The sequence below is a fragment of the Methylobacterium sp. WL7 genome (assembly GCF_008040085.1).
Lineage (GTDB): Bacteria > Pseudomonadota > Alphaproteobacteria > Rhizobiales > Beijerinckiaceae > Methylobacterium > Methylobacterium mesophilicum.
Genome location: NZ_VRVG01000006.1, coordinates 67396 through 92578, shown reverse-complemented (window position 1 = coordinate 92578; position 25183 = coordinate 67396). Strand labels below are relative to the sequence as shown.

The window sequence follows — 25183 nt, the reverse complement described above, 5'->3', positions numbered from 1 at the left end:
TAACGGGCGCATAACGCCGCAAGAAACGTCCGGACCCCAATGTTGAACCGCCCCCTGCGCATCGGTACCCGCGGCAGCCCGATGGCGCTCGCACAGACCGGGATGGTGCGCGACAAGATCGTGGCGGCCAATCCCGGGCTCGAGACCGAACTCGTGGTGGTCACCACGGTGGCCGACAAGATCCTGGATCGCCCGCTCTCCGAAATCGGCGGCAAGGGGCTGTTCACCAAGGAACTCGAGCAGGCCCTGTTCGCCGACGAGGTCGACGTCGCGGTCCACTCCATGAAGGACGTGGAGACCTGGCTGCCGGACGGGCTGGTGATCGCCTGCATCCTGGAGCGGGACGACCCGCGCGACGCGTTCCTGTCCCCGCATGCGGACGGGCTCGCGGGCCTTCCGCACGGCGCACGGGTCGGCACCTCGTCGCTGCGGCGGGGGGCGCAGGTGCTGATGCACCGGCCGGACCTGAAGGTCGTGCCGTTGCGCGGCAACGCCAACACCCGGATGCGCAAGCTCGAATCCGGCGAATGCGACGCGACGCTGCTGGCGCTCGCCGGGCTGCAGCGCCTGGGCCTGCAGGATATGGCGCGCAGCGTCCTCTCGGTCGATGAGATGCTGCCCGCGGTGGCGCAGGGCGCCCTCGGGATCGAGTGCCGGGCCGACGACGCGGCGGTTCGCGCCCTGCTGGCGCCGATCGCCTGCGCCCGCACCACCACGACGATCGCGGCCGAGCGGGCGCTGCTCGCCGAACTCGACGGCTCGTGTCGGACGCCGATCGCCGCCCTGGCGCGGATCGAGGGCGACGTCCTCACCCTCGACGGGCTGCTGTTCCTGCCCGACGGCAGCCGGCACTGGTCGGTCTCCCGGCAGGGCCCGGCGACGGAGGCCGAGCGGATCGGCCGCGAGGCCGGCGCCGTGCTGAAGGAAGCCGCCGGGGACACCTACGCGCGCCACCTGCAATAGGCGGGGAACGTCCGCGAGGAGGTGCAGAGGCGCGGGATAGGCCAACCGATCAGGAGCACGATCACTCCCGCTCGTCACCCCGCTCGCGATCCCTGCGGATGCTGCGGCGGACGGCGATGAGCTGCCAGAGGCCGATCCCGAACGCCAGCGCGAAGACCAACCCGATATCGAAGGCCGCGAACAGGCCGTCGCTCATCGGCACGCCTCACGATGGCGCGGAGGGGCCGTAGGCCTCGCGCTCGCGCATCCGCTCGATCAGTTCGAGCACGTGAACGACCCGGCCGCCGACATCCCACCAGGGCCGCAGCACGGAATGCCTCCGATCCGGCAGCGGGGGCTGATTCAGCACGGCGTCGATCAGGAACGCCACCTGCGGCAACGGCGGCGCCGCGAGGCCGGGCGTCGCCGGACCGGAGCGCAGGGCGCGGGCGATCAGGGCGAGCTTGCGCGCCGTCCCGACCCGGGCCCGGGTGCGGACGGAATCATAGTCCTGCAGCGCTACGACCCGGCCGATCTCGGAATAGATCAGGGCGGCGGAGCGGATCGCGGGGCGACAGGGGGACGGCAGCGCCGCGATGCCGGCCTCGGCCCGCCGGTACAGTTCGTCGGCCTCCGTGAGCAGCCGGGCCACGATGCCGGCGAGCGCCGGGCCGGGCTGCGGATCGGCCAGGAAGGCGTCCGGGTCGAGCCCCGCCTCGACCATCCAGTCGAGGGGCAGGTAGAGCCGGCCCATCCGGGCATCCTCGCCGACATCGCGGGCGATGTTGGTGAGCTGCATGGCGGCGCCGAGATCGCAGGCGCGGGCGAGCGCGTCGGCAGAGCGCGCGCCCATGATCAGCGCCATCATGGCCCCGACCGAGCCCGCGACCCGGGCCGCGTAGGCATGGAGCGCCGCGATGTCGGCGTAGCGCCGGCCCTCGGCGTCCCAGGCGAAGCCCTCGATCAGCGCGTAGGGCAGCGCCTCGGGGATCGCGTAGGCGCCGACGATCTCGGAGAACGCCCGGTCGGCGGGCGCGTCGGCGGGGTTGCCGGCATAGGCCCGCGCGACCCGGTCGCCGAGGCGCACCACCGCGTCGCGGCGAGCGGACGGGTCGGCGGCCTCGTCGACGAGGTCGTCCGACAGCCGGCAGAAGGCGTAGAGCCCGTAGGCCGCCTCGCGGACCTCGCCGGGCAGCAGCCGGCCGGCCGCGAAGAAGCTCTTCGAGCCGGCGCGGATCGCCTGCCGACAGGCTGTGCGGTCGGCGGCCGCGGCGAATTCAGGCGGAAACGCGGGCATCCGGAACCACAAGATCGAGGATTCGGGCAGAGGAGAGCACGCCGGGCAGGCCGGCGCCCGGATGGGTGCCGGCGCCGACCAGGTAGAGGTTGCGCACGTCGCTCGACCGGTTGTGCGGGCGGAACCACGCGGATTGCGTCAGCACCGGCTCCAGGCCGAAGCCGGATCCCCGGTAGCTCTGGAAGTCGTCCTGGAATTCCAGGGGCGTCGTCACCTTCGAGGTGACGATGGCCTCCGACAGGCCCGGCATCACGCTGGATTCGAGCATCTCGGCGATCCGCCGCCGGTACGGCTCGGCCAGAGCGCGCCAATCCTGGCCGCCGGCCAGGTTCGGCACCGGAGCCAGCACGTAGAAGGCGTCGCAGCCGGGCGGCGCGAGGCTCGGATCCGTGGCGGTGGGTCGGTGGAGGTAGAGGCTCGCATCCTCGGCCAGCACCTTGCGGTCGAAGATGTCGGAGAGCAGCCCGCGATAGCGCGGCCCCAGCAGGATCGTGTGGTGGGCGACGTCCGGGTAGCGCCGCTTCGTGCCGAAATACCAGACGAACAGGCCCATGGAGGAGCGCGCGCGCTTCAGCCGCCCCGGGCTCCAGCGCCGGGGCTTGGGCAGCAGCCGCGCATGCGTCACCGCCGAATCGGCGTTCGAGACCACGATGTCGGCTGCGATCGTCTCGCCGCCCGCGAGCTCGACCCCGGTGGCGGTCCCGTTCTCGACGCGGATTCGGGCGACGTCGACGCCGAGCCGGACCCGCCCGTTCTGGCCGCGGATCAGCCGGACCAGCCCGTCGACCAGCTTGCCGGTGCCGCCCATGGCGAAGTGGACGCCCCAGCGCCGCTCGAGGTCGGCGATCAGGCAGTAGATCGCGCTGGCCCGGAACGGGTTGCCGCCGATCAGGAGCGGGTGGAAGCTGAAGACGGTGCGCAGCCGCTCGTCGCGGACGAAGCGCGCCACCACGTCGTGGACCGAGCGGTGGCCCGACAGGCGCAGCAGGTCCGGAGCGATCTTGAGCATCGACCCGATGCTGCCGAACGGAACGTGGCCGAGCTGCTCGAAGCCGATGCGGCAGACCGAGCGGCTATGCGCCATGAAGCGTTCGTAGCCGGCCACGTCGTCCGGGGCGAACCGCGCCACCTCCGCCCGCATCCGCTCGGGATCGCCGCTGTACTCGAAGGTTTCGCCGTCGGCGAAGCGGATCCGGTAGAACGGATCGATCGGGACAAGGGCGACGTCATCGGAGAGGCGTCGGCCGGCGAGCTGCCACAGCTCCTCGAACAGCTGCGGCGCGGTGACGATGGTCGGCCCGGCATCGAAGGTGAATCCGTCCTGCCGGTGGACCCGGGCGCGGCCGCCCGGCTGCTCCAGACGTTCCAGCACGGTGACCCGGTAGCCCCGCGCCCCGAGCCGGACGGCCGCGGCGAGACCGCCGAAGCCGGAGCCGACGACGACCGCGTGCGGTCGCCGATCCGTCTCGTGCCGTCCCGACTGCTCGACCGCGAGTGTCAACATAACTTGACACTATGCCGGGGAATTTCCCGGGCGCAAGGCCGAAACGTCGTTCCGGCCCCGCCGCGTCGTCTCGCCGTCAGAACTCGCCGGCCAGACCGGCGCGGACGCCGACGTTGCTCTCGCCCGCATAGGCGACGCCGGCCGTGACCGCGATCGGTACGCAGCAGGTCGGCAGCCGGTGCGCCACCGCGACGCCGCCGGCCCACTCGCCGCGATAGGTCGCGCCGTTCGTGGCCCAGGTGGTCTTGCCCGGCGCCGAGGGCATCGGAGCGGTCGCCATCGCGATCGCCATGGCGACGCCCTGCCGCGACTCCTTGCGGGTCTGCACCGCGTAGCGCTGCATCGTGTCGGTCTTGGCCTCCAGGTTGTTGACCTGGGACTGGACCGAATCGACCCGGTTGCCCAGCGCCGCGATGGTCGAGGGGCCGTAGGCCGAGGCCGCGAGGTTGCCGCTGGCGTCCGTGGTCACGAAGGCGGTCGCCCCGCTCTGCGCCGCGGCGCTCGCCTGCGAGGCGACGCCCGCCAGGGTGTAGGTGTTGGCGGCGTTGCCGATCGCCACCTGGTTGGCCTGGGTGGTCTTGACGTTGGCCCCGATGGCGATGGTGTTCGCCTGGTTGGCGGCCGCCCCGTTGCCGAGCGCGACGCTGTTGTTGCCGGCGGCCGAGGCCGCCGCGCCGATCGCGGTGGATCCCGTGCCGGTCGCGCCGGCGACGAAGCCGAGCGCCGTGCTGCCCGCTCCGGACGCCGCGGATGCGGTGCCGACCGCCGTGCCGCCCAGCCCCTGTGCGCTCGCCGCGTAGCCGACGGCGACGCTGCCGGTGTTGACCGCGGATGCCCCGGTTCCGACCGCGGTCGACGCCGTCCCGGCCGCGCTCGATCCGAAGCCTACCGCGATGGCATCGCCGCCCACGGCGACGGGGGCCGCGAGGGCGCTGGTGTTGTTGGCCGCGATCCCGGTGGCGCTGGACAGCTGCGAGAGCCGCAGGTCGGCGATGAAGGTCTGGCCCTGGGACTGCGTGACGTTGCCGGTCACGATATAGATGCCCTGGCCGTTGCCGCCGCCGCCACCGCCAGCGGTCCCGCCCGCGCCACCGGCCCCTCCGGCGCCGCCCGCACCACCGGCACCGCCTGCTCCGCCGGTACCGCCACCGGTGCCGCCACCGCCGGTGCCGCCGCCACCGGTGCCGCCACCGCCGCCGGCGACTCCGCCGACGGTGCCGAGGTACAGTCCGGTCCCGAGCAGGCCCTGACCGGGGCCGGTGGTCCCGACCAGCAGGCCGGTCCCGAGGACGCCGCCGCTGGTGCTGCCGACATTCAGGCCCGTGCCGAGGACGCCGGTGCCGGGATTGGTGGTGCCGACGGTCACCCCGGTCCCAAGGACGCCGCCGCCGGTGGTGCCGACATTCAGGCCGGTCCCGAGGATGCCGGTACCGGGATTCGTGGTGCCGACCGTGATTCCTGTTCCCAGGATACCGCCTCCGGTTGTATCAAGAGTCCCACGGAGAAGTTGCGCCTGCGCCGGTGCGACAACCGGGAGGGCGAGCAGGGTGCCGGCCAGCAGGGGGGCGATGCGGCCGGCCGTCCGGCGCAGGGCGGCATTCGATGTCCGCGGCCCAGCCGGGACGTCGGTCGAGTTACGCATCTCAGACTCCATTGCTGCGCGGCCCGGTCGCTTCCACCCCGAACCTGAAGTCCGGTGGGCGCTAGGCTGGTACCGGCACACCTTCTGGTAGAATGCTTAACACCAACTTTCAGTTGTATTTGTATTCGCCACTTCGCGTCTGACGCGGCATCCCCCGCTCCGAAGCGGCCGCGATGCCGTGCGCCTCAGAAAATCCGCCTTTGCGCGGCGATATCCGCCCCGGACGGGGGTATGCTGGCCGAGCGAGCGCTGGCCGCAGGGATTGGACGCGTGATGGACGGGCGGGACAGGACCATCTTCGTTGCGGGGCACCGCGGGATGGTGGGGTCGGCGATCGTGCGCCGGCTGCGGGAGCTGGGCTACGGGCGCATCCTCACGGCGGACCGGCAGGCCCTCGACCTGCTCGACCAGGCCGCGGTCCGGGCCTTCTTCGCCCGGAACCGGATCGACATGGTCTACCTCGCCGCCGCCAAGGTCGGCGGCATCCACACCAACAACACCTACCCGGCCGAGTTCATCCACGAGAACCTGCTGATCCAGGCGAACCTGATCCACGCCGCGCACGTGGCCGACGTCGACCGGCTGCTGTTCCTGGGTTCCTCCTGCATCTACCCGAAGCACGCCGAGCAGCCGATGCGCGAGGACGCGCTGCTCACGGGGATCCTGGAGCCGACCAACGAGCCCTACGCGATCGCCAAGATTGCGGGGATCAAGATGTGCGAGAGCTACAACCGCCAGTACGGGCGCCGCTACCGCAGCGTGATGCCGACCAACCTGTACGGGCCCAACGACAACTTCCATCCGCAGAACGCCCACGTCCTGCCGGCGCTGATGCGGCGCCTGCACGAGGCCAAGCAGGCGGGAAGCGCCTCCGTCACGGTCTGGGGCACCGGCCGGGCGATGCGCGAATTCCTGCACGTGGACGACATGGCGCGCGCCAGCGTGTTCGTGATGAAATTGGACGACGCGGTCTACGCGGCCAACACCCGGCCGGACCTGTCGCACATCAATGTCGGCACCGGCGAGGATTGCACGATCCGCGAGTTGGCCGAGGCGCTGGCTCGGGTGATCGGCTACGCGGGCCGGCTGGAGTTCGACGCGACCAAGCCCGACGGGACGCCGCGCAAGCTGATGGATGTCTCGCGTCTGCGCGCCATGGGCTGGCAGCCGGAGATCGATCTCGACCGGGGCCTGCACCAGACCTACGGGTGGTTCCTCGAGAATCACGCCACGCTGCGCGGCTGACGCCGGACGCAGCACGACACCGCATCCGACCGGGTGGGAGAACCAGCATGGCCCAACGGGCCCCCGACGACATCGAGCAGGCTCGGCGCCGCACGTTCCTCCGCGACTTCCACAATTTCGATTCGAACATCCGTTTCCCGGCGCCCTACACGCAGTTCGCCGGCAAGCCGCTGTCGTCCGCGGCGGGCCAGAACTGGCGCTACGACGCGCTCGGCTACCGGAACGACATGCACGCGGAGGCGCGCTCGCCCGCGGAGACGCTGCGCGTGTTCGTGGTCGGCGACAGCACGTTGATCGACGGCCAGGTCTTCGCCGACACCATCCCGGGCCGATTGGAGACCGGGCTGAAGCGCCTGCACGGCGAAGGCGCCCGGGTCTACAATTTCGGTGCGACCTCCGCCTGCCTGAACCAGATGATCGCCCTGATCACGACCCGGCTGATGGACCTTCAGCCCGACGTGATCTTCGTGATGGGCGGCGCCACCGACATCTTCCAGCCCTGGAGCTTCGATCCGCGCGCCGGCTACCCATACAACCACTTCGCGCAGGAAACCCTGTACGACTACTTCTTCAACACGACGAAGTCGGGCGCGGACGCCGAGGACCTGAGCTACGACAGCCTGCAGGCGCTGATCTTCGGCCGGCTCGACAACCTCCGGGCGCTGACCAACTGGCAGTCCGACATCTGGGAATGGGAAGTGGTGCGCCAGTTCGAGCTGGCACTGAAGCGCCTCGCCCGGCTGTCGGGGGGCATCGGCGCGCCGGTGCGGTTCCTCCTGCAGCCGGCGATCGTGCGCAAGACCGAGCGAGTCGGCGACGAGCAGAACACCGCCTCCCAAGAATTTTTGGGCTATCTCGACCGCCAATACACCCGGATCGAGCAGGTTCTGGGCCGGCTCGACGCCGATGGCCTCACGCAGGGGCCGTTCACGACCCGGGACCTCAGCCGGATCTTCGAAGCCGATACGCGAGCCCTGTTCACCGACATCGTCCATGTCGGCTCCGAGGGCCGCCAGGCGATCGCCGACCGCCTGGCCGCCGAGGTCGCGGAGGTGCTCGGCCTCCCCGCGGAGGCGTAGGCGTTGGTCGCGCCGATCGTGTTCATCGGGGACTCGATCACCGAGGCCTGGGGATTCCACCGGGCCGAGACCTTCGCGGCCCACGACCTGATCCCCCGGGGCGGGTCCGGCCAGACGGCGCGCTGGATCACCATGCGGTTCCGCCGCGACCTGGACGAGACCGGCGCCCGGGGCGTCCACCTCCTCTGCGGCGTCAACGATATCGGGCGCAACGAGGGGTTCTTCGTCCCCGCCGACGAGATCGGCCGGACGCTGGCCGGCATGCTCGACGAAGCCCGGGCGATGGGCGTGACGGCCTGGGTCGGCTCGATCATGCCGGCCGCCCGGATCCCGTGGAATCCAGAGGTCCCCGACGCCCCGGCGATGATCGCTGCGGTGAATGCCTGGCTCCGCGACCACGCGCACGAGCACGGCGCGACCTTCATCGACTACCACGCGGTGCTGGGGGACGGATCCGGGGCGCTGCGCCGGGCCTACACCACCGACGGCCTCCATCTCAGCCCGGCTGGCTACAAGGCGATCGAGCCGCTGATGCTGTCGGCGTTGGGGCGGGCGCCGGTAGGGGATGTGCACCACGCGCCCGGCGGTGCGACGAGGCGGAAGTTCGGCGGACGGTGGCGTGCGGTGCTTGCGGCCGCGGTTGCGATCGTGATCGCCGGCCTGATCCTCATGCTGGCCCTGCGCTGATGAGAAAGTCGGCTCGGCGATAAGCCCAGGCATTATCTCGACGCGTGGACGTCCAACGCGTCATCCCGGGGCCGCGAGGCGGCGCCCGGGATCCAGTCGATTTCCCAATCCCGAAAGACGGCGTCTCCCGAAACCAGTTCTCCATCACACCCGCCGCACCGCCCCGTGCGCCGCGCTGGTGGTGAGCATCGCGTAGGCGCGCAGAGCGGTGGTGACCTTGCGCTTGCGCGGGCTCGCCGGCTGCCAGCCGGCGGCGTCCTGCTCGGCCCGGCGCCGCTCCAGCTCGGCGGGTTCGACGGCGAGGTCGATGGAACGGGCCGGGATGTCGATGGCGATGGTGTCGCCGTCGCGCACGAGGCCGATCAGCCCGCCCTCGGCCGCCTCCGGGGAGACGTGGCCGATCGACAGGCCGGAGGACCCGCCCGAGAAGCGGCCATCCGTCACCAGCGCGCAGGCTTTGCCGAGGCCCTTCGATTTCAGGTAGCTCGTGGGGTAGAGCATCTCCTGCATGCCGGGGCCGCCGCGCGGGCCCTCGTAGCGGATCAGCACGACCTCCCCGGCCGTGACCTTGCCGTTGAGGATGCCGTCCACGGCGGCGTCCTGGCTCTCGAACACCCGGGCGGTCCCCGTGAAGGTCAGGATCGAGGCGTCGACGCCTGCCGTCTTCACGATGCAGCCCTGCTCGGCGAGGTTGCCGTAGAGCACCGCCAGGCCACCATCGCGCGAATAGGCGTGGGCGGCGTCGCGGATCACCCCGCCCTCCCGGTCGAGGTCGAGCTCATCGAAGCGGGATTCCTGGCTGAACGCCACCTGGGTCGGCACGCCCCCGGGGGCCGCGCGGTAGAAACTCTGGACCGAGGCGCTGGGCGCGCCGCGGACGTCCCAGCGGGCCAGCGCCGCGCCGAGGGTCCCGGCGGCGACGTTGCCGACCTGGGTTTCGATCAGCCCCGCCCGGTCGAGCTCGCCCAGGATGGCCATGATCCCGCCGGCCCGGTGCACGTCCTCCATGTGGACGTTGGCCACCGCCGGGGCGACCTTGCACAGGACCGGCACGCGCCGGGACAGCCGGTCGATATCGGCCATGGTGAACGGCACCTCGCCCTCGTGGGCGGCGGCCAGCAGGTGCAGCACCGTGTTGGTCGAGCCGCCCATGGCGATGTCCAGCGTCATGGCGTTCTCGAACGCCGTGACGCTCGCAACCGCGCGGGGCAGCACGCTCGCGTCGTCCTGCTCGTAGTGGCGGCGGGCGAGGTCCACGATCAGGTGGCCGGCCTCCACGAACAGGCGCTTGCGGTCGGCGTGCGTCGCCAGAACCGAGCCGTTGCCCGGCAGCGCCAGACCCAGCGCCTCGGTCAGGCAGTTCATCGAGTTCGCGGTGAACATGCCCGAGCAGGAGCCGCAGGTCGGGCAGGCCGAGCGCTCGATCACCGCCACGTCTTCGTCCGAGATCCGGTCGTCGGCGGCCGCGATCATGGCGTCGACCAGATCGACCTTCTTGGCGATGCCGGGCAGCTGGACCTTGCCGGCCTCCATCGGGCCGCCCGAGACGAACACCGTCGGGATGTTCAGCCGCAGGCAGGCCATGAGCATGCCGGGGGTGATCTTGTCGCAATTCGAGATGCACACCATCGCGTCGGCGCAGTGCGCGTTGACCATGTACTCGACGGAATCGGCGATCAGCTCCCGGGACGGCAGCGAGTAGAGCATGCCGTCGTGGCCCATCGCGATGCCGTCATCGACCGCGATGGTGTTGAACTCCTTGGCGACGCCGCCGGCCTTCTCGATCTCCCGGGCGACCAGCTGGCCGAGATCCTTCAGGTGGACGTGGCCGGGCACGAACTGGGTGAACGAGTTCACCACGGCGATGATCGGCTTGCCGAAATCGCCGTCCTTCATGCCGGTGGCGCGCCAGAGGCCGCGGGCGCCGGCCATGTTGCGGCCGTGGGTGGTGGTGCGGGAACGATAGGCGGGCATCGCGCGGTTCAATCGGTTCAGAAGCGAATCTTTCAAAGGTAGGGGCTTCTGCGCCCGCCGACGCGTCGCTGCAAGCGTCGCCGAAGCGGACGCGACCGTGTCATGCTCCCGGCGGATACCGGGACGCGAGAGAGGCGAATCGTACGATGGACCGAGTGGATTTCCTGAAGCGGGCCATCGACCAGGGCCAGGGCCGGACCGAGGCCGACCTCGTCCTGAAGGGCGGGCGCTTCCTAGACCTCGTCACCGGCGACCTCGTCGCCTCCGATATCGCGATCTGCGGCGACCGGATCGTCGGCACCTTCGGCAGCTATCGCGGGCGGCGCGAGATCGACATCGCCGGCAAGGTCGTGGTGCCGGGCTTCATCGACACGCATTTCCACGTCGAATCCTCGCTGATGCCGCCGCAGGAATTCGAGCGCTGCGTCCTGCCCCACGGCGTCACCACCGGCTTGTGCGACCCGCACGAGATGGCGAACGTGCTGGGAACCGAGGCGTTCGCGTGGTTCCTGGCCTCGTCCGAGACCCTGGCGATGGACCTGCGGGTCCAGCTGTCCTCCTGCGTGCCGGCCACCGACCACCTCGAGACCTCGGGCGCGCGGATCGGGGTGGCGGACCTGCTGCCCTTCGCGGGCCATCCCAAGGTGATCGGGCTCGCCGAGTTCATGAATTTCCCGGGCGTGCTCGCCGGCGACCCGGCCGCCCTCGAAAAGCTCGCGGCGTTCCAGGGCCGGCTGATCGACGGCCACGCGCCGCTGCTGCGCGGAAGCGCGCTCAACGGCTACATCGCGGCCGGCATCCGCACCGAGCACGAGGCGACCACGCCCGAGGAGGCGATGGAAAAACTGTCCAAGGGCATGACCGTGCTGATCCGCGAGGGCTCGGTCTCCAAGGACCTGCACGCCCTGGCGCCGATCCTGACCGAGCGCACGGCGCCGTTCCTGGCCTTCTGCACCGACGACCGGAACCCCCTCGACATCGCCGAGGAGGGCCACCTCGACTACGTCGTCCGCACCGCGATCGCGCTGGGTGCGCCGCCGCTGGCGGCCTACCGGGCGGCCTCCTGGTCGGCGGCCCGGGCGCTGGGGCTGCACGACCGCGGCCTGGTGGCACCAGGCCAGCGTGCCGACCTCGTCGTGCTCGACGATTTCCTGGAGTGTCGCGTCGCCCGGGTCTTCAGCGCCGGGCGACTGGTGGAGGACGCGCTGTTCGCCGACCGGCCCGCGATCCAGCCGATCGGCCGGGGCAGCCTGCGGGCCCGCCGGGTGACGGCGGCGGATTTCGCGGCCCCCGGTTCCGGGCCATCGACGCCGGTGATCGGCGTGGTGCCGGGCAAGCTCATCACCCTGCGGCACGACCTGTCGCTGCCCTACAGCGCGGGCGAGCGCCGGATCGACCTCGATCAGGACGTCATCAAGGTCGCGGTGGTGGAGCGCCACGGGAAGACGCCGCCGGGGCAGCGGGGCATCGGCGTGGCGTTCGTGAAGGGTTTCGGCCTGAAGCGCGGCGCGATCGCCTCCTCGGTCGGGCACGACAGCCACAACGTCACGGTGGTCGGCGCCGACGATGCCGACGTGGCCGTGGCGGTGAACCGGCTCAGCGCCATCGAGGGCGGGTTCGTGGTGGTCGAGGGCGGCCGGGTGCTCGCCGAGATCGCCCTGCCGGTCGCCGGTCTGATGAGCCTGCTCCCGTTCGATTCGATCGGTGCCGCGCTGATGACCCTGCGGGCGGCGGCGCGCGGCCTCGGCGTCGTCCTGCCCGAGCCGTTCCTGCAGGTGGCGTTCCTGCCGCTGCCCGTGATCCCGCACCTGAAGATCACCGACAAGGGCCTGGTGGATGTCGACCGCTTCGCGCTGATCGACCCGTAAAATCGATTGCGCACAATCTATCTCGTGATTATATGAGGGCTGTGCCGGCCCTATATGCCGACTCCCTTCCTGTTCCTGGAGATCGCACCATGTCCGTAGACGTGAAGTACCGCACCAGCGCGACCGCCACCGGAGGCCGCGACGGCGCCGCCAAGACCGCAGACGGCAGCTTCGAGGTGAAGCTCGCGACCCCGAAGGAGCTCGGCGGCGCCGGCGGCCCGGGCGCGAACCCCGAGCAGCTGTTCGCTTCCGGCTACTCGGCCTGCTTCCTCGGCGCCATGAAGGCGGTCGCCCCCTCGCTGAAGCTGAAGGTCCCGGCCGAGACCACCGTCACCGCCGATGTGGGCATCGGCCCGCGCTCCGAGGGCGGCTTCGGCATCACGGCCGACCTGACGATCAGCCTGCCGGGCCTCGACCGCGCCGACGCGCAGAAGCTCGTGGATGCCGCCCACCAGGTCTGCCCGTACTCGAACGCCACCCGCGGCAACGTCGATGTCGGCCTGACGCTCGCCTGAGCCGGGTCGTCATCCCATCCGTTCGAAGATCCTGAGGAGCGCCGACCCTGCGGGCGCCCCTCGGGCTCCGGTCGTCGACGGAACAACGTCCTGTGGCGAGCATCCTCAACCGTCATAGCGAGCGCAGCGCAACAACCCAGGGACGCGCTACGTCTGAGATCGCGCGCTGCACTGGGTCGCGGCGCTACGCTCGCAATGACGGCCAGCTGAACGCCGAGGCGTCAGCGTTCATACCGCCGCCCGCGCCCGCATGCAGACGCGGCCTGCCTCGTCCAACGTGACGCCCTCGAACCCCTCCCCGGTCCGCCGCCCACAGATCCGAAAGATCTGGTTGGCCGTCAGCGGCGAGACGCCGCGATGCGTGAAGGTGCGCGGCACCCGTCCGAGCAGCGTCGCGGCCAAATTCATCAGCAGCGTCGCCTGGATCGGGCCGTGGACCACCAGGTCGGCATAGCCCTCGACGCGCGTGGCGTAGGGCTGGTCATAGTGGAAGCGGTGGCCGTTGAAGGTCATGGCCGAGTAGCGGAACAACAGCGTCGGCGTCGCCGGCACGGCCCAGACCTGCTCGTAGGCGGCCGCGTCGTCGCGCTCGGCCGTGGCCCCGGTGCCGGTCTGCGCGCCGGCGGCCTCCCGGTAGACGATGTCCTGCCGCTCGCGGATCGCCACGCCGCTTGCTGTGGCGAGCGCGTGCTCGACCGTCACGAAGCACAGCCGGCCGCTGCGCCCCTCCTTGAACGCCACGTCGCGCACGGTCTCGGTCCGGGTGACCAGATCGCCCTCGCGCAGCTCGGCCAGCGTCTCGACTTGCCCGCCGGCCCACATCCGCCGCGGCAGAGGCACCGGCGGCAGGAACCCGCCCTTGGCGGCGTGACCGTCCGGGCCGAGGGCGTCGGCGGGCGGCGTCTCCGGGGCGAGGCACCAGTGCAGGGCCGGCGGCGCCGCCCCGTCCGGGACCGGGGCGAGATGCGGCGTGAAGGTCGCGCGGAATTCGGCGCGGAGCCGCGGCGTGACGAGATCCGAGGTCTCGCGGGTGCGGCCGATCCAGGCTTCGAGGTCGGTCATGTCAGTACGCGCGCGGCAGGCCGAGCACGTGCTCGGACAGGTAGGCGAGGATCAGGTTCGTGGAGATCGGCGCGACCTGATACAGGCGCGTCTCGCGGAACTTGCGCTCGATATCGTATTCCTCGGCGAATCCGAACCCGCCATGGGTCTGGATGCAGGCGTTGGCGGCCTCGAACGAGGCGTCGGCGGCGAGCATCTTAGCCATGTTGGCCTCCGCGCCGGGATTGGTCCCGGATTCGTAGAGGCTCACCGCCTCGCGGACCATCAACTCTGCCGCCCGCATGTTGGCGTAGGCTTTGGCGATCGGGAACTGCACGCCCTGGTTGGCGCCGATCGGCCGGCCGAACACCGAGCGGTCCGAGGCGTAGGTCTTGGCCTTGTCGATGAACCACTTGGCGTCGCCGACGCATTCCGCGGCGATCAGGATGCGCTCGGCATTCATGCCGGACAGGATGTAGCGAAAGCCCCTGCCCTCCTCGCCGATCAGGTTCTCCGCCGGCACCCGGAGGTTGTCGGAGAACACCTCCGTGGTGGCGTGGTTCATCATGGTTCGGATCGGCCGGATGGTCAGGCCGTTGCCGATCGCCTCCCGCATGTCGACGAGCAGCACCGACAGGCCGTCGGTGCGCTTCATGCCCTCGCTCCGCGGCGTCGTGCGGGCCAGGAGCAGCATCAGGTCCGAATGCTCGGCCCGGCTGGTCCAGATTTTTTGGCCGTTGATGACGTAGTGGTCCCCGTCGCGCCGGGCCGTGGTCTTCAGGCTGCCGGTATCGGTGCCGGAACTCGGCTCGGTCACCCCGAAGGCCTGGAGCCGCAGGCGGCCCTCGGCGACGGCCGGCAGGTAGGCGGCCTTCTGCGCCTCCGAGCCGTGCCGGAGCAGCGTGCCCATCGTGTACATCTGCGCATGGCAGGCGCCGCCGTTGCAGCCGGCCCGCTGGACCTCCTCCAGGATCGCGGCGGCGGCCGAGAGCGGCAGGCCGGAGCCGCCATAGTCCTCCGGGATCAGCACCGAGAGGTAGCCGCTCTCGGTGAGCGCGGCGACGAATTCGGTCGGGTAGGCCATCTCCCGGTCGAGGGCGCGCCAGTACGGCCCGGGGAACCCGGCGCAGAGCTTGGCGACGGCCTCGCGGATCTCGGTATAGGCTTCCATCGCGCGCCTCAGGCCGTGCGGCCGCCATCGACCGGCAAGTCAACACCGGTGATGAATTCGGCCTCGTCGGAGGCCAGGAACAGGGCCGCCGCGGCGATGTCCTCGGCCCGCGACATCCGGCCGAGCGGGATCGTACTGATGAACTTGTCGCGGTTCTCCGGGGTGTCGGGCACGCCCATGAAATGCTCGAGCAGCGCGGTCGCGCCCATCACCGGGCACAGGGCGTTCACCCGGATCTTCCAGGGGGCCAATTCCAGCGCCAGCGACTTCGAGGCGAGGCTCGCCGCCCCCTTGGAGGCGTTGTACCAGGTCAGGCCGGGACGCGGCCGGAGCGCCGCCGTCGAGCTGACGTTGAGGATCACGCCGCCGCCCTTGTCGCGCATCAGCGGGGCGATTGTCCGGACGTAGTGGAAGATCGACTTCACGTTCACCCGGAACACGCGGTCGAACTCGTCCTCGGTGACCTCCAGCAGCGGCTTGTTGCGGTGGGTGGTGCCGGCGTTGTTGACGAGGATGTGCGGGATGCCGAACCGCTCCCGGGTCTCGGCGACGCTGGCCTCGACATCGGCCGCCGCCCCGACATCGGCGGCGATCGCGATGGCATTCGCGCCGATGCCTGATGCGACCCGCTCGGCCGCCGACCTGTCGATGTCCACGCAGGCGACGCGCGCGCCCTCGGCGGCAAAGCGCTCGGCGATGCCCGCGCCGAACCCGCTCCCGGCCCCCGTCACGATCGCGATTTTTCCGTTCAGTCTCATCGCTTCCTCCCGGTTTTTGTATTCAAGCGTGTCCAACGCTCACGCCTCTCCAGACCACCACCTCATCCTGACAGGTTCTGGATCTTTCGATCGATCGCCCTTCGATCCCCATGCACCCGACGCCTTAGCGGTCCCGGACGGGCCTATTGCCCCAGCAGGAACCGCGGGTCCCCTCTCCCGTGCGGGAGAGGGACAGGGTGAGGGATGCGCGCTTTCCGGAAAGACCTGATCCCTCACCCCAGCCCTCTCCCGCACGGGAGAGGGGGCATGTCGCGGTCCGTCATCGACTGTCGCGAGCGATGTATTGAAAGACTCATAGCCTCTGAGGTGCGGACGCGCAGCGGTCGCCTCGAAGGAGCCCTCCAGGGATCGCGGCGCCATCTGGAGGCCTCTTTCGAGGCTCGCGCTTCGCGCAAGCACCTCAAGACGAGGGCGCGGCTGGGTTTCCTGGTGCAACGCGCACTCACCGCTCTGCCCCGAACTCCCGCCGGATCCGTTCGCTGTGCTCGCCGATGTCCGGCACCCGCCCGAGCGCGCGGACTTCGCCGTCGATCAGGACCGGCGGGGCGACGATCCGGGCCGGGCCCGCCGAGGTCTCGACCTCGGCGCGGACCAGGGCCGGGTGCGTGGCGAGGTCGGCCAGGGTGTTGACGAACCCGTAGGCGGTGCCGGCGGCCTTCAGCCGGGCTGCGGCCGCGTCGCGGCTCAGCTGCACCAGGGCGCCGCCGACGCGCAGATCGACGGCGGCGCGGTTCGCCACCCGGGCGTTGTTCGACGAAAACCCCTCGGCCCGGGCGAAATCCGGCTCGCCCAGCACCGTGTCGCAAAAATTCGCCCATTCCCGCTCGTTCTGGATCGAGATGAGCACCAGGCTGCCGTCGGCGGTCGGGTAGGCGCCGTAGGGCGAGATCGTGGGATGGGCGAGGCCCACGCGCTGGGGCTCCCGGCCGGTGCCCTCGAAGTAGAGCAGCGGCACGGTCATCCAGTCGGCCGCGCCGCTGAACAGGCTGACCTCCAGGGCGCAGCCCGCGTCGGAGATGGAGCGGGCGATCAGCGCCTCCAGAACCGCGGCATGGGCGTCCATCCCGCAGGCGATGTCGCAGACCGAGACGCCGACCCGGCCCGGGCCGGCCGGATGCCCGGTGATGCCGGCCATGCCACTCTCGGCCTGCACCAGCAGGTCGTAGGCCTTCATGTCGCTGTAGGCGTGGCCGGCGCCGTAACCGGTGATGTCCACCGTGATCAGGCGCGGATGGCGTGCCCGCAAGTCCGCCGCGCCGAAACCCGCCCGGGCTGCGGCCCCGGGGGCGAGGTTCTGCACGAACACGTCGGCGCCTTCCAGGATGGCGTGCAGCAGCCGGGCATCGTCCGGATCCTTGATGTCGGCGACCAGGCTCTCCTTGCCGCGGTTGAGCCAGACGAAATAGCTCGCGAGCCCGTTGACCGCGGAATCGTAGCCCCGGGCGAAATCCCCCTCGGGCCGCTCGATCTTGATCACCCGGGCGCCGGCATCGGCCAGTCGCGACGTGCAGTAGGGTGCGGCGACGGCCTGTTCCAGGGCGAGGACGGTCAGCCCTTTCAGCGGCCGGTTCGGGTTCATCCGCAGCCTTCGCGTTCCATCAGGCCCCGCGGGGCCGCCGCCGGGGGATCTGGGTCGGCGGCGGCGTGCGCCAAGCGGGACGGGGTGACACCGACGCGGTGACGTGACCGGCGATGTGCGCCTTGCGCAGGATCGCTCAGCTCACTCCGCGGCCCGCAGGGTCGGCGCCTCGTGGTCGTCCCGGCCGCCCTCGGCGAGCGCCGCGTCGACCGCCTCGGGCCTGTCGCGGAACGAGAACCGGTGCGCCAGCCGGTCGAGGTAGACGTAGATGACGGGCGTGGTGAACAGGGTCAGGATCTGGCTCACGGCCAGCCCGCCGACCATGGCGTAGCCGAGCGGCTGCCGGATCTCGGAGCCGGTGCCGGTGGCGAGCATCAGCGGGATGCCGCCCAGCAGCGCCGCCATGGTGGTCATCAGGATCGGGCGGAACCGCAGAAGGGCCGCCTTCCGGATCGCCGCCTCCGGGCTCAGCCCCTCCTCGCGCTCGGCCACGATGGCGAAGTCGATCAGCATGATGCCGTTCTTCTTCACGATGCCGATGAGGAGGATGATGCCGATCAGCGCGATCAGGCTGAAGTCGAACCCCGCCCACATCAGCACCGCCAGGGCGCCCACGCCGGCGGACGGCAGGGTCGAGAGGATCGTCAGCGGGTGGATGAAGCTCTCGTACAGGATGCCGAGGATCAGGTAGACCACGAACAGGGCCGCCAGGATCAGCAGCGGCACCGTCGACAGCGATTGCTGGAACGCCTGCGCGGTGCCCTGGAAACCGGTGACCACGGTGGGTGGCACCTGAAGCTCGCGCATCGCCTGCCCGATCGCCTCGGTCGCCTGCCCGAGCGCGACGTCGGGGGCGAGGTTGAAGCTGATCGTCACCGCGGGGAACTGGCCCTGGTGGTTGACCACGAGGGGCGCCACGGGCTCGGTCGTCCAGTGGGCGAAGGCTGCGAGCGGCACCTGCCCTCCGCCGATCGGCGCCTTGATGTAGATCTTGTCGAGGCTCTCGACGCTGCCCTGGAGGGCCGGCAGCACCTCCAGGATCACGTGGTAGCTGTTGAGCTGCGTGAAGTACTGCGCGATCTGCCGCTGGCCGAACGCGTCGTACAGCGTGTCGTCGATGAGCTGGGGGGTGATGCCGTAGCGGGAGGCGGCGTCGCGGTCGATCGCCAGCGTCAGGGTGGTGCCGCGGTTCTGCTGGTCGGTGGCGACGTCGCGCAGCTCCGGCAGCGTCTTCATCCTGTCGAGGATGCGCGGCGCCCAGGTGTTCAGCTCGGCGAGATCCGGGTCCTGCAGGGTGTATTCGAACTGCGTCCGGGAGGTCCGGCCGCCTGTGCGCACGTCCTGGGTGGCCTGGATATAGGTGCGGATCCCCTCGACCCGCTCCAGCTTCGGCCGCAGGCGGCCGATGATCTGGAACGCGTTGGCCTCGCGCTCCTCGCGGGGCTTGAGCGTGATGTACATCCGCCCCGAATTGAGCGCCTGGCCGTTGCCGCCGAGCGACATGCCCACCGTCGCCACGTCCGGATCGGCCTGGACGATGGCGCCGACCTTCTCCTGCAGCGTCTTCATCGCCGAGAACGAGACATCCTGCCCCGCCTCGGTGACGCCGATCATGAAGCCGGTGTCCTGCTGCGGGAAGAACCCCTTCGGGATGACGATGAACAGGTGGACCGTCAGCGCCAGCGTCGCGAAGAAGGTCAGCAGCGTGACGAACCGGAAGCGCAGGGCGAGGTCGAGGCCCTTCGCGTAGGACGACAACAGCCCGTCGAACACCGCCTCGCTCGCCCGGTAAAGGCGGCCGTGGTGCCCGGTGCCGTGGGGCTTCAGGAGCCGCGCCGCCATCATGGGCGTCAGCGTCAGGGACACGAAGGCCGAGACCGCGATGGTCATCGACAGGACGACGGCAAATTCCCGGAACAGGCGGCCGATGATGCCGCCCATCAGCAGCAGCGGGATCAGCACCGCGATCAGCGAGACCGAGATGGAGACGATGGTGAAGCCGATCTCGCCCGCGCCCTTGAACGCGGCCTCCATGGGCCGCATTCCCTCCTCGACGTAGCGGCTGATGTTCTCCAGCACCACGATGGCGTCGTCGACCACGAAGCCGACCGAGATGGTCAGCGCCATCAGGGACAGGTTGTCGAGGGTATAGCCGGCGAGCCACATCAGCGCGCAGGCGCCGAGCAGGGCGAGCGGCACGGTCACGCTCGGGATCACGGTCGCCCAGAAGCTGCGCAGGAACACGAAGATCACCCCGACCACCAGCACGATGGTGATCAGGAGGGTGAACTGCACGTCCTCCACGGAGGCCCGGATCGTCTGCGTGCGGTCGCTGAGGATGCCGATCTTGATGCCGGCCGGCAGGGTTGCGGTCAGGCGCGGCAGCTGCGCCTTGATGCTGTCCACCGTGTCGATGACGTTGGCGCCGGGCTGCTTGAACACCACCAGGAACACGCCGCGCTGACCGTTGGTCCAGCCGGCCTGCTTGGTATCCTCGGGGCCGGCGACCGCGGTGCCGATGTCCCGCACCCGCAACGGGGCGCCGTCCCGGTAGGCGACGATCACGTCGTTCCAGTTCTGCGCCGTGGTGAGCTGGTCGTTGGCGTAGATCGTGTAGCTGTGGCTCGCCCCGTCGAGGCTGCCCTTCGGGTTGTTCACCGTGGTGAGCGACAGGGGCGCGCGGATATCCTCCAGCGACAGGCCCTTGGCGACGAGCTTGGCCGGATCGACCTGGATCCGCACCGCCGGCTTCTGCTGGCCGCCGATGAACACCTGCGCGACGCCCGAGATCTGGCTGATGCGCTGGGCGAGCTGCACGTCCACCGCGTCGTCCACGTCGATCAGCGGCATGCTGTCGGAGGTGGCCGAGAGCAGCAGGATCGGCGAATCGGCCGGGTTCACCTTGCGGTAGGTCGGCGGGGTCGGCAGGCTCTTCGGCAGCTGCCCGCTGGCCGCGTTGATCGCCGCCTGGATGTCGCTGGCCGCGCCGTCGATGTTGCGGTTGAGGTCGAACTGGACCGTGACCGTCGAGATGCCCAGCGAGCTGGTCGAGGTCATCTGGGCGACGCCCGGGATCTGCGAGAATTGCCGCTCCAGGGGCTGCGCCACCGAGGAGGCCATGGTCTCCGGGCTGGCGCCGGGCAATTGCGCGGTGACCTGGATCGTCGGGAAATCCACCTGCGGCAGCGGCGCGACGCCGAGCAGCGGGTAGGCCACCATCCCGAGGAACAGGATGCCGACCATGATCAGCGTGGTCGCCACCGGGAAGCGGATGAACGGCGCCGAGATGCCAGCCTTCATCGCAGACCCTCTTGCGGCATCGTGGCCGGCCTGTCCGAGCCGGCCCCCATCACGGCTTGGCCTCGGCCGACAGGACCGCTGCGCCCGTCTCCGCCTGCGCGGTGTGGGCCGCGCGGGGATCGGCGACGAGGCTGCCGTCCTGCACCTTGTACTGCCCGGCGGTGATCACCCGCTCGCCCGGCTTGATGTCACCGCCCAGAACCTGCGTCCTGCCGGAATCGGAGCGCCCCGCCTTCAGCGTGCGCTGATGCGCGTGGTTACTCTCGTCGATCACGAAGGCGAACAGGCCGTCGGGCCCGTGCTGGACGGCATCGTCCGGCACCGTCGTGGCGGCCGCCACCGTGCCCACCCGCATCCGGGTCGAGACCGACAGGCCGGGCCAGAGGGCGTGGTTCTGGTTCTGGAACACGGCCTTCAGGCGGATCGTGCCGGTCGCCGTGTCGACCTGGTTGTTGAACAGGGCGAGCTTGCCGTCCGCCAGCTTGGTCAAGCCATCCGAGGTCCGCGCCTCCACCGGCACCTCGCCGGCGCGCAGGGCCGCGACGATCGCGGGCAGCTGGTCCTCGGGCGCCGTGAACACCACGAAGATCGGCTCGACCTGGGTGATGGTGACGATCGCCGACTGCCCCGCGGCGTTGACGATGTTGCCGATGTCGACCTGCCGGAAGCCGGTGACGCCGTCGATCGGCGCCCGGATCGTCGCGTAGCCGAGCTGCGTGGTGGCGTTGTCGATGGAGGCCTGATCGGAGGCCACCTGCGCGGTCAACTGGGCGACCAGGGCGGTCTGCGTCTCGGTCTGCTGGCGCGACGCGTAGGCGCCCAGCCCGGTGTAGCGGACGAGGTCCGCCTTGGCGTTGTTGAGGTTGGCGGTGTCCTGGTCCTTCTTGGCCTTCGCCTGGTCCAGGGTGGCCTGGTAGGGGCGCGGGTCGATCTGGACCAGGATGTCGCCCTTGTGGACGTTCTGCCCCTCGCGGAACGCGATCTGGTTGATCTCGCCGTCGACCCGGGTGCGCACCTGAACGGTGTTGTAGGCCTGGACCGTGCCCAGGCCGTTCAGCACCAGCGCGAACGGACCCTGCTCGACCATCCCGGCCGTCACCGGAACGGCGATCGGGGCGGCCGCCTTCGTCTTGGCGATTGGCCGCTGGGTCGTGCGCACGTAGCCGTAGGCCCCGCCGCCCAGGACCGCGACGGCCACGATCGTCGTCACCAAACCGCGGGACCGCCGCGGCTTCCGCTCACCTGTCATCGGCCGCAGCCCCTTCCGCCGTGTAACGCGACAGCCTCGTCCGATCGGGTCGTGCCGCGATGGCTGTCCTCATCGCGTGCCATGCCGGATTGGGCCTTGCGTGATCGGGCCGCGAAGCCCGCCGCGAAGCCGCCGCGAAACTCCGCGACGCGCCTCGGAAGAATATTGCATTCCCTAGCATACAATCGCCGCGGCAACATTAGGGCGGGGCGGCGGCCGCCATGGCCGGTCGGCGCCCGGCGCGTCCGCGCCGGATCGATTGCGCCCGTGACAACAGCCCCGCAGATGCGCCAGAAGGCCGGTTCGACGACGCGCGGGAATGCGCGCCGGCCGGATCGCGAAGCCAGGAGACCGGGACGCCGCATGGCCGAGACGCTGGAATTGGATGGCCTGACCGAGCTGCGGGCCGCGCTGATCGAGGAGCGGCAGACCATCGCCGCCTCCGTGCGCAAGCTGCGCGACGCCCGCCGGCAGAAGGGCACCTTCGTGCTCGGCGACGGCGCGGCCGCGGGTCCGCGGCTGGTGGACGTGCAGCACCAGATCGACGTCGTCGATTCCATCATCGCCACGCTGACGAAGGTCTGAGCAGGGTCCGGCCCGCCGTGCCGAAGGCACGACGCCGCGCGGACCGGACAGGTGGCACCTTTGCGTGTCCGTTGTGTTTCCGGGGTGTGGCGAGCCTGGCGTCCCGGCCGACATCCGGACGGTCGCGACCCGATACGCCGGGATGCGCGGAGGGTCGGCGGCGTCCCTCGAAGCGACTCACTGCCTGGAGCCGACAAAGCATTCGGTGGCTCGACGCATCGTCCATCGCGTTCATTTCGCCATGCGGGCGTAAAATTCCCAGATCCGGTTGTCTCGCGATGCGCCCCGCGACAGCTCAGCCGTTCACGAAACCTGTCGGTGGTGACGAACCGGGCCGGTTGTACGGCCGATGCCTGTATTTGAGGCTGGACCGCGGAAGGTTTGTGCTGATACCGGACCGCACCTCAAGGCGCGGGATGCCACGACATGGACGCGTTCGATCAGCGCGAGACCGAGACCGACGCAACGGTCGAGCCTGAGGGCATCGCCGAGGCGGCGCTGCTCTGGGCCGCCATCCGGGCAGACTTGCGATCGCGCGACGAGCGCACCGCGCGGCTGCGCGCCATGCGCCTCATCGCCGGCGACGACGCGGTCGTCTGACCCGTCAGGACTCGCCGGCCTCCGGTAGGGCCGGCATGCGGGACGCGAGGGCGAACCCCACCGCCATGGCCATGGCCTCGGCCTGCGCGATCAGCGCCGCGTCGCCGCTCTCCCGGGCGGCCTGAACCAGACCGACGGCGTGTTGTCCGAGCCGGCGATCGATGGCGTCGTAATCCTGGGGACTCTGCGGCGCGGCGCGTTCGTGGGGATCGGAACCGGTCATTGGCGTGCCGAGGGATTCAAGAAGGTCGATACGGGCCTGAACGGCGCGGACGCCGTGACCCAAGCTTGCGTGTCCATGACATCCGCGAAGGCGCGCATCACGGCGCTGATCGAGCGGTGGACGTCGTGGGCCGCGATGCCTTCGAGATCGTGGCTGGCCGAGGCGTCGGAGAGGAAGGTCACATCCTGCCCGCGGTGGAACCCGTCGATCGCCGTGGCGAGACAGGCGGCCTCGCCGGCGAAACCCGCGATGACCAATTGTACGCCGCCGCGCTCCATCGCGTCGGCGAAGGCCGGGCTGGCGTAGCAGGACGGCCGGTCCCGGTCGAAGACCATGTCGCACCCGTGAGGCTCGAATCCCTCGATCCAGCGGGCGAACCGCGAGCCGGCCTGGAACAGGGGAGCCCCGATCCAGCGCACGTAGGCGATCGGGATGCCGCTGTCCCGGGCATGATCCAGGGCCAGCCGGCACTTCTCCAATGCCGGGGCGATGCCCGGGAGGGCCAGCGGGCGGCCGGCGATCTCGTATTCCTGCTGCATGTCGACCAGGACCAGCACGGGCACGCTGCTCGGCCGGCGGTAGAGCGCCGGATTCACGTGGCGGGTCATCGCGCCAGCTGCCCATCGACGGAGGGCCGCGTCACCGCCCGGGCGCGCGACCGGTCCAGGGCGCCGGCCTTGTGCCACCGGCCCTCGGGACGGATGATCACGTAGGGATCGACGCCGATCCCGATCGCCTCCGGGTGCGGCTCCGCCTCCAGCAGCATCTCGACATAGTCGAAATCCGAGAACACGAGTTCCTGCGCGCCCTCGAAGACCCGGAAGCCGAACCGGCTCCAGAACCCGACGAGGCGCTTCTGCGCGTGGCCGTAGAGCCGGCGGTAACCCTTGACCCGGGCCAGCTCGATCCCGGCCCGGACCAGCGCGAAGGCCATGCGGGTGTTGCGGTATTCCGCCCGGACGGCCAGCCGCTCGATCTTGGCGAAGTCGGCGAAGAACCGGATCCGCAGGCAGCCGGCCGGCTCGTCGCCGACATAGCCGATCAGGTGGGTGGCCGAGAGGTCGTTGCCGTCGAACTCCTCCTCGTACGGGCAGGCCTGCTCGGCCATGTAGACGGCGGCCCGCAGGGCGATGACCCGGGCGAGATCCTCGAAGCTGCGCGCCACGGCGACGCTGACGCCGCTGAGGCCGGGCCTGTGGCTGTCGTATGGGGGCGAGATCTCGGGAACCGGCGTCCGGGCGAAATGATAGAGGAGCCCGTTCGCCCCCCCGCCCTTGGCGAAGCCCAGGGTCGTGAGCAGGTCGGCGCCTTCGGGCGTCGCCGCGCGGGCGTAGAAGTCGACGCCCCGGTACAGGGGGCTCGACAGGCGGTCGAACACGAGGCCGACGCCGCCGGCGAGCCGCCGACGCGCATACACGGCCCAGACGTAGATCGCGGCCGGACGCTCGTGCTGCCCGGCCAGCAGGGCGGCGGGCGGCTCGGCCGCATCGAAGGTTCCCGCCTGCAGGGCCGCGAGGCCGGCGCGGTTCAGCATCAGGCAGGCCACGAAGCCCTCGCCGCGTGGGTCGGCGGCATCGAACCGGTGCCGCTGGGCGATCGCGACGACGCTGTCGGGATTGATCGACAGCACCCGCTGCACCGTGGCGAGCGGTGCCAGGTCGGGCAGGTCCACCCGCGCCGCCGCGATGAGCCGTCCGAGGTCGTCCGGCGTCGGCAGGAAAGCGACGAGGTGCCGGGCAACCCGATCGACCCGCATCGCACCGAGTTCATGCCGCGGCTCCGGAAGCAGCGGCGGAATGCTCAGCCGCGCCGGGTTCTGTGCCGCGAAACGGGAGTGGGCGACGTGCACCGTCATCGGATGACCTGTCATTCGGGAACGGATTGACGCTGCAGCACTTCGCAT

General features: G+C 70.5%; 22 protein-coding genes. 8 read left to right on the top strand and 14 right to left on the bottom strand.

Features of this window, described 5'->3' with window-relative positions; all coding sequences use genetic code 11:
- Positions 1 to 39 precede the first annotated feature (39 nt).
- Positions 40 to 963: a hydroxymethylbilane synthase gene (gene hemC / locus FV233_RS03270; protein WP_147896597.1), complete on the top strand. Its 924-nt coding sequence runs from the start codon at positions 40 to 42 to the stop codon at positions 961 to 963.
- A 61-nt stretch (positions 964 to 1024) separates the two neighbouring features.
- Here hemC and FV233_RS31595 read toward each other — a convergent pair whose 3' ends face one another.
- The 4 genes from FV233_RS31595 to FV233_RS31590 all read right to left on the bottom strand — a co-directional run bounded on the left by FV233_RS31595 (position 1025) and on the right by FV233_RS31590 (position 5385).
- Entirely contained in the window at positions 1025 to 1159 is a 135-nt protein-coding gene (locus tag FV233_RS31595; protein WP_281407127.1) for a hypothetical protein, read from the bottom strand.
- 9 nt (positions 1160 to 1168) lie between these two features.
- A complete protein-coding gene (locus FV233_RS03265) occupies positions 1169 to 2239 on the bottom strand; it encodes a phytoene/squalene synthase family protein (protein WP_147896596.1) in 1071 nt (356 codons plus the stop codon).
- Positions 2220 to 3743, bottom strand: a complete 1524-nt coding sequence (locus tag FV233_RS03260) for a phytoene desaturase (RefSeq protein ID WP_147857003.1) — start codon at positions 3741 to 3743, stop codon at positions 2220 to 2222. The genes FV233_RS03265 and FV233_RS03260 overlap by 20 nt, the downstream gene beginning before the upstream one ends.
- A gap of 76 nt (positions 3744 to 3819) precedes the next feature.
- Positions 3820 to 5385 carry a hypothetical protein gene (locus tag FV233_RS31590; protein ID WP_147896595.1) on the bottom strand — a complete coding sequence of 522 codons (1566 nt, stop codon included), beginning with the start codon at positions 5383 to 5385 and terminating at the stop codon, positions 3820 to 3822.
- A 273-nt stretch (positions 5386 to 5658) separates the two neighbouring features.
- On the opposite strand from FV233_RS31590, the gene FV233_RS03250 reads away from it, so the two are divergent.
- From FV233_RS03250 to FV233_RS03240, 3 genes are read left to right on the top strand one after another with little or no spacing between them, the layout of a single operon-like run.
- On the top strand, positions 5659 to 6630 hold the full coding sequence (locus FV233_RS03250; RefSeq protein ID WP_147896606.1) for a GDP-L-fucose synthase: 972 nt from the start codon (positions 5659 to 5661) through the stop codon (positions 6628 to 6630).
- Positions 6631 to 6677: 47 nt separating this feature from the next.
- Positions 6678 to 7709: an SGNH/GDSL hydrolase family protein gene (locus tag FV233_RS03245; protein ID WP_147896594.1), complete on the top strand. Its 1032-nt coding sequence runs from the start codon at positions 6678 to 6680 to the stop codon at positions 7707 to 7709.
- Between the two features lie 3 nt (positions 7710 to 7712).
- Positions 7713 to 8396, top strand: a complete 684-nt coding sequence (locus FV233_RS03240) for a GDSL-type esterase/lipase family protein (RefSeq protein ID WP_147896593.1) — start codon at positions 7713 to 7715, stop codon at positions 8394 to 8396.
- 144 nt (positions 8397 to 8540) lie between these two features.
- On the opposite strand, the gene ilvD is transcribed toward FV233_RS03240, so the two are convergent.
- The gene (gene ilvD, locus FV233_RS03235; RefSeq protein WP_147896592.1) at positions 8541 to 10370 is read right to left on the bottom strand and encodes a dihydroxy-acid dehydratase; all 1830 of its coding nucleotides are present in this window, start codon (positions 10368 to 10370) and stop codon (positions 8541 to 8543) included.
- A 146-nt stretch (positions 10371 to 10516) separates the two neighbouring features.
- Here ilvD and ade point away from each other — a divergent pair, with 146 nt between their 5' ends.
- The gene (ade, locus tag FV233_RS03230; RefSeq protein WP_147896591.1) at positions 10517 to 12238 is read left to right on the top strand and encodes an adenine deaminase; all 1722 of its coding nucleotides are present in this window, start codon (positions 10517 to 10519) and stop codon (positions 12236 to 12238) included.
- A gap of 89 nt (positions 12239 to 12327) precedes the next feature.
- Entirely contained in the window at positions 12328 to 12753 is a 426-nt protein-coding gene (locus tag FV233_RS03225) for an organic hydroperoxide resistance protein (RefSeq protein ID WP_147856348.1), read from the top strand.
- 228 nt (positions 12754 to 12981) lie between these two features.
- On the opposite strand, the gene FV233_RS03220 is transcribed toward FV233_RS03225, so the two are convergent.
- The 6 genes from FV233_RS03220 to FV233_RS03195 all read right to left on the bottom strand — a co-directional run bounded on the left by FV233_RS03220 (position 12982) and on the right by FV233_RS03195 (position 21872).
- Positions 12982 to 13815, bottom strand: coding sequence for a MaoC family dehydratase N-terminal domain-containing protein (locus tag FV233_RS03220; RefSeq protein ID WP_147896590.1), 834 nt, complete (start codon positions 13813 to 13815; stop codon positions 12982 to 12984).
- A 1-nt stretch (position 13816) separates the two neighbouring features.
- Positions 13817 to 14965 carry an acyl-CoA dehydrogenase family protein gene (locus FV233_RS03215; RefSeq protein WP_147896589.1) on the bottom strand — a complete coding sequence of 383 codons (1149 nt, stop codon included), beginning with the start codon at positions 14963 to 14965 and terminating at the stop codon, positions 13817 to 13819.
- A gap of 8 nt (positions 14966 to 14973) precedes the next feature.
- On the bottom strand, positions 14974 to 15723 hold the full coding sequence (locus tag FV233_RS03210) for an SDR family oxidoreductase (RefSeq protein ID WP_147896588.1): 750 nt from the start codon (positions 15721 to 15723) through the stop codon (positions 14974 to 14976).
- 463 nt (positions 15724 to 16186) lie between these two features.
- Positions 16187 to 17323, bottom strand: a complete 1137-nt coding sequence (locus tag FV233_RS03205) for a CaiB/BaiF CoA-transferase family protein (RefSeq protein ID WP_147896587.1) — start codon at positions 17321 to 17323, stop codon at positions 16187 to 16189.
- Between the two features lie 141 nt (positions 17324 to 17464).
- Positions 17465 to 20623, bottom strand: coding sequence for an efflux RND transporter permease subunit (locus FV233_RS03200; protein ID WP_147896586.1), 3159 nt, complete (start codon positions 20621 to 20623; stop codon positions 17465 to 17467).
- A 49-nt stretch (positions 20624 to 20672) separates the two neighbouring features.
- Positions 20673 to 21872: an efflux RND transporter periplasmic adaptor subunit gene (locus FV233_RS03195; RefSeq protein ID WP_147896585.1), complete on the bottom strand. Its 1200-nt coding sequence runs from the start codon at positions 21870 to 21872 to the stop codon at positions 20673 to 20675.
- Positions 21873 to 22235: 363 nt separating this feature from the next.
- Here FV233_RS03195 and FV233_RS03190 point away from each other — a divergent pair, with 363 nt between their 5' ends.
- A complete protein-coding gene (locus tag FV233_RS03190; protein ID WP_147855248.1) occupies positions 22236 to 22457 on the top strand; it encodes an HOOK family protein in 222 nt (73 codons plus the stop codon).
- 426 nt (positions 22458 to 22883) lie between these two features.
- On the top strand, positions 22884 to 23057 hold the full coding sequence (locus tag FV233_RS30120; RefSeq protein ID WP_187277754.1) for a hypothetical protein: 174 nt from the start codon (positions 22884 to 22886) through the stop codon (positions 23055 to 23057).
- A 4-nt stretch (positions 23058 to 23061) separates the two neighbouring features.
- On the opposite strand, the gene FV233_RS03185 is transcribed toward FV233_RS30120, so the two are convergent.
- Genes FV233_RS03185 through FV233_RS31730 form a run of 3 tightly spaced genes read right to left on the bottom strand, consistent with a single transcriptional unit; the run spans position 23062 to position 25135 of the window.
- Complete coding sequence (locus FV233_RS03185; protein ID WP_147855247.1) at positions 23062 to 23280, bottom strand: hypothetical protein; 219 nt, start codon at positions 23278 to 23280, stop codon at positions 23062 to 23064.
- A complete protein-coding gene (locus tag FV233_RS03180) occupies positions 23277 to 23888 on the bottom strand; it encodes a cysteine hydrolase (protein WP_147855246.1) in 612 nt (203 codons plus the stop codon). Before FV233_RS03180 ends, FV233_RS03185 begins: the two co-directional genes overlap by 4 nt.
- The gene (locus tag FV233_RS31730; RefSeq protein WP_147896584.1) at positions 23885 to 25135 is read right to left on the bottom strand and encodes a GNAT family N-acetyltransferase; all 1251 of its coding nucleotides are present in this window, start codon (positions 25133 to 25135) and stop codon (positions 23885 to 23887) included. The genes FV233_RS03180 and FV233_RS31730 overlap by 4 nt, the downstream gene beginning before the upstream one ends.
- Positions 25136 to 25183 lie beyond the last annotated feature (48 nt).